At 59.7% G+C, this 18,724-nt stretch carries 17 protein-coding genes; 16 read left to right on the forward strand and 1 reads right to left on the reverse strand.

The window, feature by feature from the left end; all coding sequences use genetic code 11:
* Window positions 1-10 precede the first annotated feature (10 nt).
* From AC19YY_RS15105 to AC19YY_RS15125, 5 genes are all read left to right on the forward strand, one after another.
* Complete coding sequence (locus AC19YY_RS15105) at window positions 11-3,691, forward strand: glycosyltransferase family protein (RefSeq protein WP_500604435.1); 3,681 nt, start codon at window positions 11-13, stop codon at window positions 3,689-3,691.
* Complete coding sequence (locus tag AC19YY_RS15110; RefSeq protein ID WP_172313170.1) at window positions 3,615-4,427, forward strand: hypothetical protein; 813 nt, start codon at window positions 3,615-3,617, stop codon at window positions 4,425-4,427. Before AC19YY_RS15105 ends, AC19YY_RS15110 begins: the two co-directional genes overlap by 77 nt.
* 31 nt (window positions 4,428-4,458) lie before the next feature.
* Window positions 4,459-5,667, forward strand: a complete 1,209-nt coding sequence (locus AC19YY_RS15115) for a glycosyltransferase family 4 protein (protein WP_500604436.1) — start codon at window positions 4,459-4,461, stop codon at window positions 5,665-5,667.
* The gene (locus AC19YY_RS15120) at window positions 5,664-6,836 is read left to right on the forward strand and encodes a glycosyltransferase family 4 protein (RefSeq protein ID WP_500604437.1); all 1,173 of its coding nucleotides are present in this window, start codon (window positions 5,664-5,666) and stop codon (window positions 6,834-6,836) included. Before AC19YY_RS15115 ends, AC19YY_RS15120 begins: the two co-directional genes overlap by 4 nt.
* Window positions 6,837-6,920: 84 nt before the next feature.
* Window positions 6,921-8,486 (forward strand): methyl-accepting chemotaxis protein, encoded by a 1,566-nt coding sequence (locus AC19YY_RS15125; RefSeq protein WP_038442232.1) that lies wholly within the window; start codon window positions 6,921-6,923, stop codon window positions 8,484-8,486.
* 85 nt (window positions 8,487-8,571) lie between these two features.
* Here the strand turns inward: AC19YY_RS15125 and AC19YY_RS15130 are convergent, their stop codons facing one another.
* Window positions 8,572-9,264, reverse strand: a complete 693-nt coding sequence (locus AC19YY_RS15130) for an alpha/beta family hydrolase (RefSeq protein ID WP_500604438.1) — start codon at window positions 9,262-9,264, stop codon at window positions 8,572-8,574.
* Window positions 9,265-9,343: 79 nt separating this feature from the next.
* Between AC19YY_RS15130 and ccoN (AC19YY_RS15135) the strand changes: the two genes are divergently transcribed.
* The 11 genes from ccoN (AC19YY_RS15135) (at window position 9,344) to ccoG (ending at window position 18,722) form a co-directional block, all read left to right on the forward strand.
* Window positions 9,344-10,768 carry a cytochrome-c oxidase, cbb3-type subunit I gene (gene ccoN, locus AC19YY_RS15135; RefSeq protein WP_169954201.1) on the forward strand — a complete coding sequence of 475 codons (1,425 nt, stop codon included), beginning with the start codon at window positions 9,344-9,346 and terminating at the stop codon, window positions 10,766-10,768.
* Window positions 10,769-10,778: 10 nt separating this feature from the next.
* A complete protein-coding gene (gene ccoO / locus AC19YY_RS15140; protein WP_029300055.1) occupies window positions 10,779-11,387 on the forward strand; it encodes a cytochrome-c oxidase, cbb3-type subunit II in 609 nt (202 codons plus the stop codon).
* Window positions 11,388-11,390: 3 nt separating this feature from the next.
* Window positions 11,391-11,609 carry a cbb3-type cytochrome oxidase subunit 3 gene (locus tag AC19YY_RS15145; protein WP_169954202.1) on the forward strand — a complete coding sequence of 73 codons (219 nt, stop codon included), beginning with the start codon at window positions 11,391-11,393 and terminating at the stop codon, window positions 11,607-11,609.
* The gene (gene ccoP / locus AC19YY_RS15150) at window positions 11,606-12,529 is read left to right on the forward strand and encodes a cytochrome-c oxidase, cbb3-type subunit III (RefSeq protein WP_169954203.1); all 924 of its coding nucleotides are present in this window, start codon (window positions 11,606-11,608) and stop codon (window positions 12,527-12,529) included. The genes AC19YY_RS15145 and ccoP (AC19YY_RS15150) overlap by 4 nt, the downstream gene beginning before the upstream one ends.
* Before the next feature lie 536 nt (window positions 12,530-13,065).
* Window positions 13,066-14,508 carry a cytochrome-c oxidase, cbb3-type subunit I gene (gene ccoN / locus AC19YY_RS15155; RefSeq protein ID WP_057439486.1) on the forward strand — a complete coding sequence of 481 codons (1,443 nt, stop codon included), beginning with the start codon at window positions 13,066-13,068 and terminating at the stop codon, window positions 14,506-14,508.
* Entirely contained in the window at window positions 14,508-15,116 is a 609-nt protein-coding gene (gene ccoO, locus AC19YY_RS15160) for a cytochrome-c oxidase, cbb3-type subunit II (protein WP_029300047.1), read from the forward strand. Before ccoN (AC19YY_RS15155) ends, ccoO (AC19YY_RS15160) begins: the two co-directional genes overlap by 1 nt.
* Before the next feature lie 5 nt (window positions 15,117-15,121).
* Entirely contained in the window at window positions 15,122-15,307 is a 186-nt protein-coding gene (locus AC19YY_RS15165; protein WP_003175465.1) for a CcoQ/FixQ family Cbb3-type cytochrome c oxidase assembly chaperone, read from the forward strand.
* Window positions 15,304-16,278, forward strand: a complete 975-nt coding sequence (gene ccoP, locus AC19YY_RS15170; protein ID WP_169954204.1) for a cytochrome-c oxidase, cbb3-type subunit III — start codon at window positions 15,304-15,306, stop codon at window positions 16,276-16,278. The genes AC19YY_RS15165 and ccoP (AC19YY_RS15170) overlap by 4 nt, the downstream gene beginning before the upstream one ends.
* Before the next feature lie 156 nt (window positions 16,279-16,434).
* A complete protein-coding gene (locus AC19YY_RS15175) occupies window positions 16,435-16,689 on the forward strand; it encodes a type II toxin-antitoxin system Phd/YefM family antitoxin (protein WP_169954205.1) in 255 nt (84 codons plus the stop codon).
* Window positions 16,689-17,099, forward strand: coding sequence for a type II toxin-antitoxin system VapC family toxin (locus tag AC19YY_RS15180; RefSeq protein ID WP_169954206.1), 411 nt, complete (start codon window positions 16,689-16,691; stop codon window positions 17,097-17,099). Before AC19YY_RS15175 ends, AC19YY_RS15180 begins: the two co-directional genes overlap by 1 nt.
* Before the next feature lie 207 nt (window positions 17,100-17,306).
* The gene (gene ccoG / locus AC19YY_RS15185) at window positions 17,307-18,722 is read left to right on the forward strand and encodes a cytochrome c oxidase accessory protein CcoG (RefSeq protein ID WP_169954207.1); all 1,416 of its coding nucleotides are present in this window, start codon (window positions 17,307-17,309) and stop codon (window positions 18,720-18,722) included.
* Window positions 18,723-18,724 lie beyond the last annotated feature (2 nt).

The following is an 18,724-nucleotide window of genomic DNA, read 5'->3' on the forward strand; positions in this document are numbered from 1 at the left end:
GGTACCGATAATGAATGCGATGGAACGCGCCGCACACAAGCAAGTGCGCCACGACCTGGAGGAGCAACGCGCTACCAGCGAACAGCTGCAGGCTGCCCTCAGCCAAGCCCGTGAGCAGATCGCCACGCTCAATGACAACCTGCACAGTGCCAATGCCAAGCGCCATCTGGCAGAACAGCGGCTGATCAAGACGCGCGCCAGCCTCACCTATCAATTGGGTTATCAATTGAAGGCCGGCACCCGCTCGCTGGGCGCATTGCTGCGCCTGCCAGCGACCTTGTTCAGGCTGTACCGCCAGGCCCGCAGGAGCCGTCCGAACACCCAGCAAGCAAGCGCTGAGCACCCACGACAGCCGCTGCCAGCCACGGCACCGGTTACAGCGACATCCCGGCCCCGTCCGCTGGCAGAGGCCGACTACATCCACGACCACCTGTTGCCAGGCGCCCAGGACAATGCCCAGCCACTGAGAGTGGCCTGCGTGATGGACCCGTTTACCTACGATGCCTACCGCCACGAATGCCAGTTGCTGCAACTGACCCCGGCCCACTACCTGGCAGAACTTGAAGCGTTCCAACCCGAGCTTCTGTTTATCGAGTCGGCTTGGCGCGGCAAGGATGACTTGTGGCATAACAAAGTGGGGCACAACTGCGAGGAACTGCGGGGCACCTTGCAGTGGTGCAAGGAGCACGGCGTGCCCACGGTGTTCTGGAACAAGGAAGACCCCGTGCACTACGAAACCTTCCTCAACACGGCCAAGCAATTGGACTTTGTATTCACCACCGATATCGACTGCATTCAGCGCTATAAAGGCGCATTGGGTCACGAGCGTGTCTACCTGCTGCCCTTTGCCTGCCAGCCCGTGGTGCACAACCCGATTGAGCTGTATGAACGCAAGGACGGGTTCTGCTTTGCCGGTGCCTACTACGTCCGTTATCCCGAACGGACCCGTGACCTGGTCAATCTCATCAGCGAACTGCCACGCTTGCGCCCCTTGGAGATCTTTGATCGCAACTTCGGCAAACAAGACGCCAACTATCAGTTCCCCGCCGAATATCAACCCTACATCGTCGGCACGTTGAGCCCTGCACACATGGACCTGGCCTACAAAGGCTATCGCTACGGGGTCAACCTCAACTCGATCAAGCAATCCCAGTCCATGTTCGCGCGGCGCGTCTTCGAGCTGCTGGGCTCCAACACCCTGACTGTCAGCAATTTTTCCCGCGGCCTGCGCGTATTGCTGGGTGATCTGGTAATTACCACCGACAACAGTGCGCACATGCTCAACCGGCTCAAGGCGCTGGCGGATAACCCGCAACATAGCGCCAGACTGCGCCTGGCCGGCTTGCGCAAAGTGATGCAGGAACATACCTACGCCCATCGCTTGCGCTATGTCATGGCCAAAGTCAGCGGCACGCCCCAAGACGATCCCTTGCCCAAGATTTGCATCATCGCCAATGCGCTCAACAATGCCGAGCTGCTGGCACTGACCCGGCACCTGCAGCGCCAGCGCTACAGCAATATCATCATGAAGGTCGTGGTGAACACGGGCGTAACCGCAACAGACCCGCGATTACACCTGATCAGCCGCACGCAATTGAACGCCGTTACCGTGGCTGAACTGGCCAACGGCGCCGCCTGGGTTGGCGCGATGGTCGCGCAGGACTACTACGGCCCCCACTACCTGCTCGACCTGGCCCTGGCCACGCGCTACAGCCAGGCCAACGTGATCGGCAAGGCGGCGCACTACGTAGCCGATGAGCATGGCATCCACCTGCACAATGCCGGGCAGGACTACCGCTGCGCCAGCGCCATCGCCGCCCGTTGCGCGCTGATCAAGCCCTCATTGCTGGCCAGCCAAACGGTTGGCGACTGGCTCCACGCCCTGCCCTCCCTTGAGTACCGCAACCCGAAGGCCCTGGCGAGCGACGTCTTCAACTACTGCAAAAACGCGGCGGGCACCCACCCGCAGCAGGTCAGCGCCATGGTGGATGATCTTGCGGTGGATAGCGGTGTGAGCCTCGCCACCCTGCAACGGCACGCCGAAACCATTCCCCCGCTGCAAGCGAGCGCCAGTACGCCGTACATCAGTGGTGCAGCCCTGGCGAAACTGTTTGCCCCTATCGCCAGCAAGTTCCTGCAAACCAAGGTCGATGCCGATACCTGGCATATCTCCTCATCCCTGGCGGACGGTAGGCACGAGTACCATTACGCCAGGCAGGAACTGCCCGTGGCCCAACTGGCAACCGACGCGCCTCTGCAACTGTTCCTCGACGCCACCCCAGGCTTGAACATTCAGTTGGTCGTCCTGTTCCTGGATGCACAGAAACAACGCATCAGCCATCTGCTGCAAACGGCCAATCGCAACCAGAGCTGCGAGGTCCCTCCCGAAACCGCCTACGTGCGCCTGGGAATCCGTGCTTACGCAAGCGGCAGTTCCACGATTAAGGAACTGGTCCTCGGCCATCGTGATATCCAGCCATCCACACTGCTCGCCAAGGCCGGGCACCTACTGCTGACCAACCACTACCCGGCCTATGACGATCTGTACCGCAACGGCTTTTTGCACACCCGTGTGAGCGCCTATCAAGCACAAGGCTTGCCGGTGGATGTGTTTCGCCTGCGCGCAAATGAGCCGGTCAGCTATCAAGAATTTGAAAACGTCGATGTCATCACTGGCTCCCAGGCAGCCCTGGCCAACATGCTTGGGTCAAGGTGTTATCAATCGGTGCTGGTGCATTTTCTGGACCCGCAGATGTGGGAAGTCCTGCGCCTGCACGCCATCCCCACCATCGTCTGGGTGCACGGTTCCGAAATCCAGCCATGGTGGCGTCGGGCGCACAACTATGGCAGCGATGCGCAACGGCAACTGGGCAAGCTCGAAAGCGAGCGGCGCATGGGCTTCTGGCGCAAGCTGCTAAACCCCATGCCGGCCAATTTGCAGTTGGTCTTCGTATCGCATCACTTTGCCGAAGAGGTCATGGAAGACCTGGGCTTTCGCCTGCCAAAAAGCCAGTACCGGATCATTCACAACCCGATCAATACCCAGTTGTTTTCCTATCAGGAAAAACCGCCGGAACAGCGTAAGAAAATCCTCTCGATCCGCCCTTATGCATCGCGCACCTATGCCAATGACCTGAGCGTCAAGGCCATCCAGTTGCTGGCGCAAAAGCCCTGGTTCAGTGAACTGCAGTTTCGCCTGATCGGGGATGGGCCGTTATTCGAGGAGACATTGGCGCCCCTGCGCCAATACCCCAACGTACAGATTGAAAGGGGCTACTTGAAACAGTCCGAAATCGCCGAACTGCACAAACACTATGGGGTATTCCTGTGCCCCAGCCGCATGGATACCCAAGGTGTCTCTCGTGATGAAGCAATGGCCTCGGGCCTGGTACCGATCACCAATCGAGTCGGGGCAATACCGGAGTTTGTCGATGACAACAGTGGTTTTCTAGCGGCCCCGGAAAGTTTCATCGAGCTGAGCGAAGCCATTGAAACCCTGTTCCTGCACCCCTGCACTTTCCAGGAAAAATCCCTGAGCGCCAGACAACGCGTGGTCATGCAAAGCGACACGCTGCAGATTTCAAAAGCTGAACTCAACCTCATACGAGACACAAATGACCATCGAGAAAGAGTCGACACTCCAGATAATCCTGCTATCGACACTCGGCTGGTGCATGTCATTGGCTCGTAAATTCATACGAGTCACTCCGACCGCAACTTTCACCGCCCATACCGCACATTTTTGCGCGCAAGGCCTATTGATCGTAACGTTCCTGTTACCGCTGAAAATCCTCATCCTGCTGGGCTCCGAGTCAATTCCCGAATATTTGCCGCAGGCATTCAAGTCGTTCAGCAAACCCTGGCTGATTATTGGCCTCAGTTTATTGACCGCTGTGTTTTATGGCCTCTATTTGCTGTCGGAAGTTATCGCGTCACGTTATTCGAGAACGGGCGCCTACCAACTAATGAACCACAACCAGAAGTCCAACAGTCTGGGTAACCAGCGACCTCTGGCAGTATTGGCGTTCTCCAGGCTCACCCGAGGCTTGTCTGCGGCCAGTTTTGTGACCATTGCCCTGAGCCTATTGCTTTACATCTACCCGGCGCTGCTGACCATTGCCCTGGCCTATATTGCGGGGGTCACGACACTGATCATCGTTTTATACAACCGTAAACACCGCATACGTTCAATTGTGCAGCGCCACCATCATGCGTTGCTCAATGCACTTTCGTCCCTGGGGTTCCTGGGGACATTTGCCTTCATGGTCATGGACTTTCTGTACATGACACCTGCCCCCATCTCTATCGCGCTCATTTCATTGATTCTGGTCCGGCAAAGCCTTGCCCGGCTCAAGTCGATGATTGAGGACGCTATCTACCTGAAAAACCATCAACAGAAAATCAATGCGCTGTTCTTCGCCTATTGATTGCCAACGTGCCGAACAGGAGTGGGTTCCCGTGACTCGTATTGCCATGCTCGTATGGAACGAATTTCGCAACGACGCCCGCGTGTTGAAACAGGCCCAGACACTTCAGTCGGCGGGCTATCAAGTCACGGTGTTTGCCCTGCATACCCCAGGTATAACCTGCCAAAAAGAAACCCTCGCGGATGGCACTCAGGTGATACGGGTCGCGCGGCGTCCGTTATGGCGGTGGCGCAGCGCCAAGGCGCAACAATCGAGGGGCGCGTCGGCGACTGGCAAGCCAATGTCAGTGCTGCGCGTACTTGCGCGGGTATGGACACATATCGGCCTGGTGACCCGTATCGCCTGGCATCGCGCAACGGTGATCCACGCCCATGACGTCAATACCCTGCCCAGCGCCTGGCTCGCCGCCCGGCTCAGCGGGGCCAAGCTGGTGTATGACGCCCACGAAATCAGCACCAGCCGCGAAGGTTACGGGCGCTATCGCCAGTGGGTGGCGCGGGTCGAGCGCACGCTGATGCCCAGGACTGACGGCAACATCACCACCACCGAGACGCGGGCGAAGTTCTTTGCCCGCGCTTACGCCATTGCCCGCCCGCTGGTGCTGCAGAATCGGCCACGGTTGAGCAGCAGCCCGCCAACACAACGGATCCGCCATGAACTGGGGCTGGTGCAGCCCTGGCCGATCATCGTCTATCAGGGCGGATTGCAGCAGGGACGCGGGCTGGAGCGCCTGCTGCGGGTAGCGGCAAGCGTACGGGATGCCTATTTCGTGTTGATTGGGGGCGGAAATCTGTGCGGGCCGCTGCTGGCATTGCGCGATGAACTGGGCCTGGCCGAGCGCGTGCATTTTATCCCCGTGGTGCCCCTGGCGGATCTGCCCAGCTACACCGCATCAGCCGATATTGGCGTGCAACCCATCGAACACACCTGCCTGAACCACTTCACCACCGACTCCAACAAGCTGTTCGAGTACGTGATCGCCGGGCTGCCGTTAATAGCCACGGACTTCCCGGAGATTCGCCGGATTGTCAAAGCCCATGACATCGGGTTGCTGGTACCGGCCGGTGACGACCTGCAATTGCGCGCGGCTCTCAGGCATTTGCTGGATGACCCTGTGCTACGCCGCAGGTATGCCGGCAACACACGAATTGCCGCCAGGTACCTGAACTGGGAACAGCAGGAGCCAGAGCTGGTAACGCTGTACTACCGGTTGACGGGCATGGGCCAGGTGCATCCATGACGATGCGTATCCTGTTGTTGAGCTACTACTACCCACCTGACCTGGCAGCATTTCGGGTCGAAGCGATGGTCGAGGCCCTGCTCGCACGCCCTGGCGGCGAGGCGCAGATCGACTTGCTCACCACTTGTCCCAACCGCTATGCCGCCTCTTACGTGGCAGGCAGCGATGGCCCACAACGACCGGGGCTTTGTATTACGCGCATAGCCCTGCCCAGGGCCCCCAACAACTTCCGCGATCAGGCAAGGGGGTTTGCGGCCTATGCCCATGGCGTACGCAAGGCGATAAAAGGCAAGGAGTACGACTTGATCCTTGCCTCCTCCTCCCGGCTGATGACCGCCGCGCTGGCGGCCTCTATTGCCCGGGCACGCAAGACCCCGCTCTATCTGGATATCCGCGATATTTTCGTCGATGTGCTGCCCGAGCTTTTCCCTGGCCTGCGCGGCAACATCCTCGCCCGGCTGTTTGCCGTGGTCGAGCGACTGACGATCAACCAGGCCTCGCGGATCAACCTGGTGTCACCGGGGTTTCTCGGTTACTTCGTCGCGCGCTATCCGCACAAGAGGTTTGCCACCTTTACCAATGGCATTGACGATCTGTTTTTCCAGTCAGCGCTCTCCCAAGGCATACCCTGCGCACCTGCCGACCGATTGAAAATCGTGTATGCCGGCAACATCGGCGCCGGCCAGGGCCTGGAGAAAATCATCCCGCAACTGGCGCAACGGTTGACCGACCGTGCCAGCTTTTATGTGATTGGCCATGGCGGCACACTGCACAAATTGCGCGATGAGCTGCAACGCCTGCACATCACCAATGTCGAGCTGATTGCCCCCATGCCCCGCGCCCAGCTCATCAATCACTATCGCCAGGCCGATGTGCTGTTTTTGCACCTGAACACGTTCAAGGCATTCCTCAAAGTCATACCCTCAAAATTGTTCGAGTACGCCGCCACCGGCAAGCCGATCCTGGCGGGCCTGGATGGTTACTCAAAACACTTCGCCACCACCCATATCGCCAACACCGCAGTGTTTGCCCCCGCAGACCTGGAGTCCGCCATCGCCGCCCTGGCTCGACTCAGGCTCGAACCCACCGACCGTTCGGCATTCATTCGCGATTACGCGCGCACGACCATCCAGCAACACATGGCGATCGACATCCTGAGCACCCGATAAGCGCCCGCCGATTATTGCAAAAATAAGTTAAATAAAAGCCCGCCGGGGCCGACAACCTGTCAAAGCCTTGCGGATTGATCAATCATGCGTAATAACCAACCCGTTACCCAGCGCGAACGTACCTTCCCCGCTCAACAACGGTTGATCTCCACGACCGATGCCAAAGGCGTGATCACTTACTGCAACGACGCGTTCGTCGAAATCAGTGGGTTTTCCCGGGATGAACTGATGCGCGCCCCGCACAACCTGGTACGTCACCCGGATGTGCCGGCCGCGGTGTTCGCGCATATGTGGGCGACGCTCAAACAAGGCTTGCCATGGATGGGCATCGTCAAGAACCGCTGCAAGACCGGCGATCACTACTGGGTCAACGCCTATGTGACCCCGGTGTTCGACGGCGAACAGGTGATCGGCTACGAGTCGGTACGGGTCAAGCCGACCGCCGAGCAGATCCGCCGTGCCGAAGCGCTGTACCAGCGGATCAACCAGGGCAAGTCGGCCATCCCGCGCAGTGATAAATGGCTGCCGGTGTTGCAGGACTGGCTGCCGTTTATCCTGGTCAGCCAGTTGAGCTTCCTGATCGGCATCTGGTTCAACTCCCACTGGGGTTTTGCCCTGGCCGCCGCACTGTCGGTGCCGCTGGGCCTGCTCGGCCTGAGCTGGCAGCAGCGCGGTCTCAAGCGCCTGTTGCGCCTGGCCGAACAGACCACCTCCGACCCGCTGATCGCGCAGATGTACACCGACAGCCGTGGCGCGCAAGCACGCCTGGAGATGTCGATCCTCAGCCAGGAAGCCCGCCTGAAGACCTGCCTGACCCGCTTGCAGGACACCGCCGAACACCTCAACGACCAGGCGCGTCAGTCCAACACCCTGGCCCACAACAGCTCGACCGGCCTGGAACGCCAGCGCGTGGAGACCGAGCAGGTAGCCACCGCCGTCAACCAGATGGCCGCCACCACCCAGGAAGTCGCCAGCCATGTACAACGTACGGCTGACGCCACCCAGGAGGCCAATCGCCTGACTGGGCGCGGGCGTGATATCGCGGGCGAAACCCGCGAAGCCATCCAGCGCCTGTCAGTGGTGGTTGGGGAAACCGGCGTGACCGTGACCCAACTGGCCAAGGACAGCGACGAGATCGGCGGCGTGGTGGATGTGATCAAGGGCATTGCCGACCAGACCAACCTGCTGGCCCTGAACGCCGCCATCGAAGCGGCGCGCGCCGGTGAAATGGGCCGCGGGTTTGCGGTGGTGGCCGATGAAGTGCGGCAACTGGCGCAACGTACCAGCGAATCCACCGGGCAGATCCATGCCCTGATCGCCAAGTTGCAACAGACCGCCAGCACCGCCGTGCAGACCATGGATGCCGGGCATCGCCAGGCCGAAGAAGGCGTGGCGCGAGTGATGGAAGCGGACGCGGCGCTGGTGGGGATCAGCGAGGCGGTGGCGCACATTACCGACATGACCACCCAGATCGCCGCCGCGACCGAGGAGCAAAGCTCGGTCGCCGAAGAGATCAGCCGCAATATCAGCACCATTGCGCTGCTGGCGGACCAGACTTCGGAGCAGGCGTTGAATTCGGCGCAGTTGAGTGAAGAGCTGACCCATACGGCCAATACGCAGTATTCGCTGGTGGAGCGGTTTAACCGCTAGATCGCTACCGCAGGCAAGCCAGCTCCCACATTTTGATCTGTGAATACATTCAAAATGTGGGAACTGGCTTGCCTGCGATGAGGCCCTAACGGGTGCCGAAAAAACCAGCCACCTTCCCCGCCGCAGCTTCCAGATGCTGCTCATGGGTAAACCCCGAAGCCTTCAACGGCTTCAAATCGTGATCCCCCGCCACCAGCCACATCACCTCGATGCTCGGCGACAATACATACCCCTCCACCGCCGCCCGATTGCCCAGCGCATCGCGTTCGCCCTGCACAATCAAGGTCAGGGTCTTCAGCCCTGCCAGATGCTCGACCCGTGGCTTCTCTGGCTTGCCCACCGCATAGAACGGATACCCCAGGCACACCAGTGCATCAGCCGCCAATTCATCGGCCACCAAGCTGGCCATTCGCCCGCCCATGGACTTGCCGCCAATCGCCAAAGGCCCAGCGACATGACGTCGCACCTGGGCATATACCCCGCGCCAGCATTCCAGCAGTTTTGGCGCCGGGTTCGGCGGGCGTTTGCCGCCATCCACACGGCGCTGGGCCATGTAGGGAAACTCGAAGCGCAACACGCTCACGCCATGCCCGGCAAGGCGTACAGCCATGTCGTCCATAAAGCCCGAGTCCATCGGCGCGCCGGCACCGTGAGCCAGGATCAGCGTCGGTGATTGGCCCGCGTCAACGCTCGTGGCCGCATTCCACAACCACCCGTGTTCACGCACACACTGCGCCCATTGATCCCCGTCAATACTGGCCTTGTGCTCTTTGCCCATGCTTGCCTCGCTTTTTAGTCTGCCTATAACTCCAGCCCAAGTGCCGCATCTGCTTGGGTTGAACCGTGGATGGGGAACCATGAACACTACTTTAAGTACCGCCTATAACTACAAGGTGGTCCGCCAATTCGCCATTATGACGGTGGTGTGGGGCATCGTCGGCATGGGGCTCGGGGTTTTTCTCGCCGCCCAGTTGGTATGGCCCGAACTCAACTTCAATCTGCCTTGGACCAGTTTCGGTCGATTGCGCCCACTGCACACCAACGCGGTGATTTTCGCGTTTGGTGGCTGCGCGCTGTTTGCCAGCTCCTTCTACGCGGTGCAACGCACCTGCCAGACCCAGCTGTTCGCGCCGAAAGTCGCCGCGTTCTGCTTCTGGGGCTGGCAGTTGGTGATCCTGCTGGCAGCAATCAGCTTGCCACTGGGCTACACCAGTTCCAAGGAATACGCCGAGCTGGAATGGCCGATCGACATCCTGATCACCATCGTCTGGGTCGCCTACGCCATCGTGTTCTTCGGCACCGTGGCCAAGCGCAACACCAAGCACATTTATGTCGGTAACTGGTTCTTCGGTGCGTTCATCATCACCGTGGCGATTCTGCATATCGTCAACAACCTGGAAATCCCGGTCAGCCTGACCAAGTCCTACTCGCTGTACGGCGGTGCGACGGATGCCATGGTGCAGTGGTGGTATGGCCACAACGCCGTAGGTTTCTTCCTCACTGCGGGCTTTTTGGGGATGATGTACTACTTCGTGCCCAAGCAGGCCGAGCGTCCGGTTTACTCCTATCGCTTGTCCATCGTGCACTTCTGGGCACTGATCACCCTGTACATCTGGGCCGGTCCTCACCACCTGCACTACACCGCGCTGCCGGACTGGGCACAGTCCCTGGGCATGGTGATGTCACTGGTTCTGCTGGCGCCAAGCTGGGGCGGCATGATCAACGGCATGATGACCCTCTCGGGCGCCTGGCATAAGCTGCGCAGCGACCCGATCCTGCGCTTCCTCGTTGTATCGCTGGCGTTCTACGGCATGTCGACCTTCGAAGGGCCGATGATGGCCATCAAGACGGTCAACGCCCTGTCCCACTACACCGACTGGACCATCGGCCACGTCCACGCCGGCGCCCTCGGTTGGGTAGCGATGATCTCCATCGGCGCGCTGTACCACATGATCCCGAAAATCTTCGGTCGCGAGCAGATGTACAGCCTCGGCCTGATCAACGCGCACTTCTGGCTGGCTACCATCGGCACCGTGCTCTACATCGCTTCGATGTGGGTCAACGGCATTGCCCAAGGCCTGATGTGGCGTGCGGTCAACGAAGACGGCACCCTGACCTACTCCTTCGTCGAAACCCTGGTGGCCAGCCACCCAGGCTTCATCGTGCGGTTGGTGGGCGGTGCGATCTTCCTCAGCGGCATGTTCCTGATGGCTTACAACACTTGGCGCACCGTGCGTTCGGCACAACCTGCCGAAGTGGCCGCTGCGGCGCAGATGGCCTGAGGAGTCGATGATGAAACACGAAACGATTGAAAAGAACGTCGGCCTATTGATGCTGCTGATGGTGCTTGCCGTGAGTATCGGCGGCCTGACGCAGATCGTCCCGCTGTTCTTCCAGGACGTCACCAACAAGCCGGTCGAAGGCATGAAGCCCTACACCGCACTGCAACTGGAAGGCCGTGACATCTACATCCGCGAAGGCTGCGTACAGTGTCACTCGCAGATGATCCGGCCGTTCCGCGCCGAGACCGAACGCTACGGCCACTACTCGGTCGCCGGCGAAAGCGTGTGGGATCACCCGTTCCTGTGGGGTTCCAAGCGTACCGGTCCGGACCTGGCCCGCGTTGGCGCGCGCTACTCCGACGACTGGCACCGCGCGCACTTGTACAACCCGCGCAACGTTGTGCCTGAGTCGAAGATGCCGGCCTACCCTTGGCTGGTCACCGCCCAGGTCGACAGCAGCCACACCGAAACCAAGCTCAAGGTCATGCGCACCCTCGGCGTGCCGTACACCGACGCAGACATCACCGCGGCCGTGGACAGCCTCAAGGGCAAGACCGAAATGGACGCCCTGGTCTCCTACCTGCAAGTGCTCGGCACTGCAATCAAGAGCAAGAGGTGAACCATGGGTTTTGAACTGGATACCGGAATGATCCGCGGCCTCGGCACGCTGGTGGTGGCAATTGCCTTCATCGGCCTGTCGCTGTGGGTGTTCAACTCCAAGCGCAACCCGGAGTTCGCCGAGGCCTGCCTGCTGCCATTTGCCGATGAGCCTAAGCCTGACGCCATCGACACCCCATCCGACGCTCAAGAAGAGCCTGTAACAAGGAGCATTCGGCCATGACTACCTTTTGGAGTACATGGATCTGTGTACTGACCCTCGGCAGCCTGATCGGCCTGACCTGGCTGCTGTTCGGCACCCGCAAGGGCGAGACCAAGGGCAGCGTCGACCAGACCATGGGCCACGCCTTCGACGGGATTGAGGAGTACGACAACCCCCTGCCCCAGTGGTGGTTCATGTTGTTCGCCGGCACCCTGGTGTTTGCCGTCGGCTACCTGATCCTCTATCCGGGCCTGGGTAACTGGAAAGGCGTGTTGCCGGGCTATGAAGACGGCTGGACCCAGACCAAGGAATGGGACAAGGAAATGGCCAAGGCCGACGCCAAGTTCGGGCCGATCTTCGCCAAATTCGCAGCCATGCCCGTGGAAGAAGTAGCCAAGGACCCGCAAGCGTTGAAAATGGGCGGCCGCCTGTTTGCCTCCAACTGCGCGGTGTGCCACGGCTCCGATGCCAAGGGCGCCTATGGCTTCCCGAACCTGGCGGACGACAACTGGCGCTGGGGTGGTTCGGCAGACGCGATCAAGCTGACCATCATGAACGGGCGCCACGCCGCCATGCCGGCCTGGGGTGAAGTGCTGGGCGAGGACGGGGTGAAAAACGTCGCGGCCTATGTGCGCCACGACCTGGCCAAGTTGCCACTGCCGGCTGACAGCAAGGTCGACCTGGCTGCTGGCAAGCAAGCGTTCGACACCACCTGCGTGGCTTGCCACGGCCCAGAAGGCCACGGCGTTGAAGCCATGGGCGCGCCAAACCTGACGCAGCCTGCCGGTTTCATCTACGGCACCAGCCTTGCGCAGTTGCAGCAGACCATCCGTCACGGCCGCCAGGGCCAGATGCCGGCGCAGGAAGCCCTGCAAGGCAACGACAAGGTCCACTTGCTGGCGGCCTACGTCTACAGCCTGTCGCAGAAAGAGCAGAAGTAAGCTTCAAGCTACACGCTGCAAGAGAAGAGTTCTCAACTCGGCTCTTGCAGCCCTCCCTCTCCCCGCTCCAAACCTGCCCATTGCAGCTTGCTACTAACCGCTGCGCCCTGCGCCAGATTGTCACACCCTTCTAAAGCACACCTTTCCCCTCTCGCCATTCGGGTCTACGCTTGTTTCCACAGTGGGCCGGTGTTGATCGGTCGCAGCTCGACTTGCACTCGATGAGTCAGACACTCCAGCAGGGTGACAGGCGCAAAGGCTGGCAGTTACCGGCTGTCGTGCCATTGACCATTCGTCACTCCGCCAGCTTGTTTGTACATACCTCGCTACAAGTAACTGCGCCCCCTCAAAATTCCTGTCCAACCCGTCAGCTTTTCATTTTTGATTTTGTCCTTACGCCAAACATGGAAAGGGCGCAGAATCTGGTTTGTAAAGCATTGACGCAGGTCAGCGTTACGTTGCAATGGCACCTCGCTTTCTCCATACTTGCGACCGATTTTTATCCTAATAAAACACCTAAACCGTGGAACCTTAGAATGAGCACAGCAATCAGTCCGACTGCTTATAACTATAAGGTAGTCCGCCAGTTCGCCATCATGACGGTGGTCTGGGGGATCCTTGGCATGGGGCTCGGTGTCTTCATCGCCTCGCAACTGGTCTGGCCGGAGTTGAACTTCGACCTGCCATGGACGACGTTTGGACGCCTACGCCCACTGCACACCAACCTGGTGATCTTCGCCTTCGGCGGATGTGCACTGTTTGCCACTTCCTACTATGTCGTGCAGCGAACCTGCCAGACGCGACTGATTTCCGATGGTCTCGCCGCCTTCACCTTCTGGGGATGGCAAGCGGTGATTGTCGGCGCCATCATCACCCTGCCAATGGGCTTCACCACCACCAAGGAATACGCGGAATTGGAATGGCCCCTTGCCATCCTTCTGGCGATCGTCTGGGTGACCTACGGCATTGTGTTCTTTGGCACCATCGTCAAGCGCAAGACCAAGCACATCTATGTCGGCAACTGGTTCTACGGCGCATTCATCGTCGTGACGGCGATGCTGCACATCGTCAACCACGCGTCCCTGCCGGTGAGTTTCTTCAAGTCCTACTCGGCCTACGCCGGTGCGACCGATGCGATGATCCAGTGGTGGTACGGCCACAACGCCGTAGGGTTCTTCCTGACCACCGGCTTTTTGGGGATGATGTACTACTTCGTGCCGAAACAGGCCGAGCGTCCGATCTACTCCTATCGCCTGTCCATCGTGCACTTCTGGGCTCTGATTACCCTGTATATCTGGGCCGGTCCGCACCACCTGCACTACACCGCACTGCCAGATTGGGCACAGTCCCTGGGCATGGCCATGTCGATCATCCTGCTGGCTCCGAGCTGGGGCGGCATGATCAACGGCATGATGACCCTGTCGGGCGCCTGGCATAAGCTGCGCACCGACCCGATCCTGCGCTTTTTGGTGGTATCGCTGGCGTTCTACGGCATGTCGACCTTCGAAGGGCCGATGATGGCCATCAAGACCGTCAACTCGCTGTCCCACTACACCGACTGGACCATCGGCCACGTCCACGCCGGCGCCCTCGGCTGGGTAGCGATGATCTCCATCGGCGCGCTGTATCACATGATTCCCAAGCTCTATGGCCGGGCGCAGATGCACAGCACCAGCCTGATCAATACCCACTTCTGGCTGGCCACCATCGGCACCGTGCTCTACATCGCCTCGATGTGGGTCAACGGCATCACCCAGGGCCTGATGTGGCGTGCGATCAACGACGACGGCACCCTCACCTACTCCTTCGTCGAAGCGCTGCAAGCCAGCCATCCTGGTTTCATCGTCCGTGCCCTCGGTGGTGCGTTCTTTGCCAGCGGCATGCTGTTCATGGCCTACAACGTATGGCGCACCGTGCGTGCCTCCAACCCTGTAGAGGCTGAAGCCGCCACCAAGATCGCCGTCGTGGGAGCTCACTGATGAAGCATGAAGTAGTCGAGAAGAATATCGGCCTGCTGGCCTTCTTCATGGTCATCGCCGTGAGTATCGGCGGCCTGACCCAGATCGTTCCGCTGTTTTTCCAGGACGTGACCAACAAGCCGGTCGAAGGCATGAAGCCACGTACCGCCCTTGAACTGGAAGGTCGCGATGTGTACATCGCCAACGGCTGTGTCGGCTGCCACTCGCAGATGATCCGCCCGTTCCGTGCTGAAACCGAACGCTATGGCCACTACTCGGTCGCCGGCGAAAGCGTGTGGGACCACCCGTTCCTGTGGGGCTCCAAGCGTACCGGTCCGGACCTGGCCCGCGTGGGTGGTCGTTACTCCGATGACTGGCAGCGTGCGCACTTGTACAACCCGCGCAACGTGGTGCCCGAGTCGAAAATGCCGGCGTACCCGTTCCTCGTGGAAAACAAGCTCGACGGCAAAGACACTGCCAAGAAAATGGAAGTCTTGCGCACCCTCGGCGTGCCTTACACCGACGAAGACATCGCCGGTGCCCAGGCAGCCGTCAAGGGCAAGACCGAAATGGACGCGCTGGTGGCCTACCTGCAAGGCCTGGGCACCATCATCAAAAGCAAACGGTGATCTGAATGGATATCGGGATGATTCGAGGCCTGGGCACCGTTGTCGTGATGGTGGCCTTTATCGGCCTGGCGTTGTGGGTGTTCAGCCCCAAGCGCAAGTCAGAGTTTGAAGACGCGACCTTGCTGCCTTTTGCGGATGATCCCGAAGCCATCAAGCACGTCGAGCAAGCTTCTAGGAGTAACAAAGAATGACTACGTTCTGGAGTCTGTACGTCACAGTCCTCAGTCTGGGTACCATTTTTGCCCTGACCTGGCTGCTGCTGTCGACCCGCAAGGGCCAGCGCGCCGAACAAACGGACGAGACGGTTGGCCACTCGTTCGATGGCATCGAGGAATACGACAACCCACTGCCAAAGTGGTGGTTCATGTTGTTCGTCGGCACCATCGTGTTTGCCCTGGGCTACCTGGTGCTGTACCCGGGCCTGGGCAACTGGAAAGGCCTGCTGCCGGGCTATGCCTACCTCGATAACGACAAGCAAACCCCATTCGCCAACGGCCAGAGCGGCTGGACTGGCGTGCACGAGTGGGAAAAGGAAATGGCGCGCTCGGACGCCAAGTTCGGGCCGATCTTCGCCAAATTCGCGGCCATGCCTATTGAAGAAGTGGCCAAGGACCCGCAAGCCCTGAAGATGGGAGGCCGCCTGTTCGCCTCCAACTGCTCGGTCTGCCACGGTTCCGACGCCAAAGGTGCCTACGGCTTTCCCAACCTGACCGACGCCGACTGGCGCTGGGGCGGCGAGCCGGAAACCATCAAGGCCACCATCATGGGCGGCCGCCATGCAGTGATGCCGGGCTGGGCTGAAGTCATCGGCGAACAAGGCGTGGCTGATGTGGCCGGCTTCGTGCTGACCAACCTCGATGGCCGCAAGCTGCCGGAAGGCGCCAAGGCCGACGTGGCCAACGGCGAGAAACTCTTCGCCGCCAACTGCGTGGCCTGCCACGGACCGGCCGGCAAGGGTACGCCAGCAATGGGCGCACCCGACCTGACCCACCCGGGCGCGTTCATCTACGGCTCCAGCTTCGCCCAACTGCAGCAGACCATCCGTTACGGCCGCCAGGGTCAGATGCCTGCGCAAGAGCAACTGCAAGGTAACGACAAGGTGCACTTGCTGGCAGCGTATGTTTACAGCCTGTCGCACAAAGAGCAGCAAGAGCAGAAGTAAGCTGCAAGCCCCGATAAAAAGCCCCGTACAGCGCATGCTGGCGGGGCTTTTTTGGTTCTGGTGAAGCCTATCGACCGTTTGTAGCTTCAAGCTTGTGGCTTGCAACTGCGTAGTAGTAACGTAACTACATTCACCCATCCCGCTGGGAGGCGCCCCATGACTATCACGACAATCTCCAGCCGCGAATTCAACCAGGACACAAGCGGTGCCAAAAAAGCCGCGCGCCAAGGACCGGTTTTTATTACCGATCGAGGCAAGCCTGCCCATGTACTGCTAAGTATTGAGGACTACCAAAAATTGACAGGTATCAACGCCGATATCGTTGACCTGTTGGTGATGCCCGAAGCGGCGGATATCGAGTTTGAAACCGAGCGTGCCGTGATTACACACCGACCCGTGGACCTCTCCTGATGTATCTGCTCGATACCAACGTCATTTCCGAGTTACGCAAACCCCAAGCCGACAAAAATGTGGTGGCCTGGGCCAGAACCGTCGCCGCACCGCGCATGTATATTTCGGCGATTACCTTGAAGGAACTGGAGACGGGGGTGCTGCGAATGGAGCGCCGTGACCCCGCGCAGGGCAAGGTCTTGCGCACCTGGCTCAAACGCCACGTCATGCCGGCCTTCGATGCCAGAATCCTGCCAATTGACGCTGCCGTGGCATTGCGCTGCGCCAGCTTGCATGTGCCCGATTGTGCCAACGAAAGTGATGCGCTTATCGCCGCAACCGCTCTGGTTCATGGCCTGACCGTGGTCACCCGCAATGTCACCGACTTCCAAAGCAGCGGTGTGACACTGATCAACCCATGGGACGAATGACCTTCGAGCCCTGAAAAACCGTCCATACTCATCCTGTCAATTGATTCAAGTCACGTACACCATCAATTGATTTCCCCCAACGCGACCAAAGGTCGCACCCGTTCATCGGTACTACAGGCGTATCATTACGCCACTGCAAGACCCCTATTTTGACCCCGGCTGGCACGTACTGGCCGAGGCAAATCTCCACTGCCGTGGGATGCAATGATGAGCAACCAGATTCCGGTACATGACGTTACCCCGCCTGCCAAAAAAACCAGCGACACCGTCGATCTCTACGCCTCGCGGGAGAAAATCTACACCCGTGCGTTCACCGGGATGTTCCGCAATCTGCGGATGCTCGGCGGTGCCGGGTTGTTCCTGCTGTACTTCGGTACGGTGTGGCTGAACTGGGGCGGGCACCAGGCCGTCTGGTGGAACCTGCCAGAGCGTAAATTCTTCATTTTCGGTGCGACATTCTGGCCCCAGGACTTCATCCTGCTGTCGGGCATCCTGATCATCTCGGCCTTTGGCCTGTTCTTTATCACCGTGTACGCCGGGCGGATCTGGTGCGGCTACACCTGCCCGCAAAGCGTGTGGACCTGGATCTACATGTGGTGCGAAAAGGTCACCGAAGGCGACCGCAACCAGCGGATCAAGCTGGACAAGGCGCCGATGAGCGCCAACAAGTTCCTGCGTAAACTCAGCAAGCACAGCCTGTGGCTGATCATCGGTTTTGTTACCGGCATGACCTTTGTCGGCTACTTTTCGCCGATCCGCGAACTGGTCTTCGACTTCTTCACAGGCCAAGCCGATGGCTGGTCGTACTTCTGGGTCGGCTTCTTCACCCTCGCCACCTACGGCAACGCCGGCTGGCTGCGTGAACAAGTGTGCATCTACATGTGTCCGTATGCGCGCTTCCAGAGCGTGATGTTCGACAAGGACACCCTGATCGTCTCCTATGACCCCCGTCGTGGCGAAGTGCGTGGCCCACGCAAGAAAGGCATCGACTACAAGGCCCAGGGCCTGGGGGATTGCATCGACTGCACCATGTGCGTGCAGGTCTGCCCCACCGGGATCGACATCCGTGACGGCCTGCAGATCGAGTGCATTGGCTGCGCCGCCTGCATCGACGCCTGCGACACCATCATGGACAAGATGGACTACCCTCGCGGGTTGATCAGCTACACCACCGAACATAACCTGTCGGGGCAAAAGACCCACAAGTTGCGCCCGCGCCTGATCGGCTATGCGCTGGTGCTGCTGGCGATGATCAGCCTGCTGGCCACGGCGTTTTTCATGCGCTCGCTGGTGGGTTTCGACGTCAGCAAGGACCGCGTGCTCTACCGCGAAAACGCCGAAGGGCGGATCGAGAACGTCTACAGCCTGAAAATCATGAACAAGGACCAGCACGACCACACCTACGTGCTGGACGCCAGCGGCCTGCCGGACCTCAAGCTGCAAGGCAAGCGCGAGATCAAGGTCGCCGCCGGGGAAATCTTCACCATGCCGGTGGAGCTGTCGAGCGCGCCGGAACAATTGCCATCGAGCACCAACGAGGTGAAATTCATCCTCAAGGATGCTGACGATGACAGCGTCCACGTTGAAGCCAAGAGCCGGTTCATCGGCCCACAAATTCGTTAAAA

The organism is Pseudomonas sp. MF09156, from assembly GCF_059862305.1.